We start from the raw sequence: 321 nt of genomic DNA, 5'->3' as shown, positions 1-321 counted from the left end.
GCCCGACAGGCCGCGGCTGGTGTAGAGGCCGCCGCTTTGCGAGGTGTAGCGCAGGTTGCCGCCGCCGTTGAAGCCGCTGTCGATCCAGTCGCGGAATTGCAGGCCCGCCGTCGGGTCGCTGCGGGTGGTGCCGCCGCTGCTGTCGCGCGCATGGCCGAGGGTGGTGGTGAGCTCGGGGCGCATCGTCTCGTAGCGCCCGCCGATCCAGTCCTGCTCCCACTGCACGTCCTGGCCGGTGGCGGCGCTGTCGCCGAGCACGATCAGCTCGTTGCGCCGCGCCGTCAGCGTGAAGCGGCTGCGCGGCCAGTCGAAGAAGCGGGT

General features: G+C 72.3%; 1 pseudogene. It reads right to left on the bottom strand.

Going from position 1 to position 321, the window contains the following annotated elements:
- Nucleotides 1-321 (bottom strand): annotated as a pseudogene (locus tag ACZYSP_RS35345) (SdrD B-like domain-containing protein); the annotation flags it as partial.

It is taken from the genome of Variovorax sp. F042, from assembly GCF_057814215.1.
The sequence above is the reverse complement of the archived record's forward strand: the minus strand, read 5'-3'. Positions and strand labels throughout refer to the sequence as shown.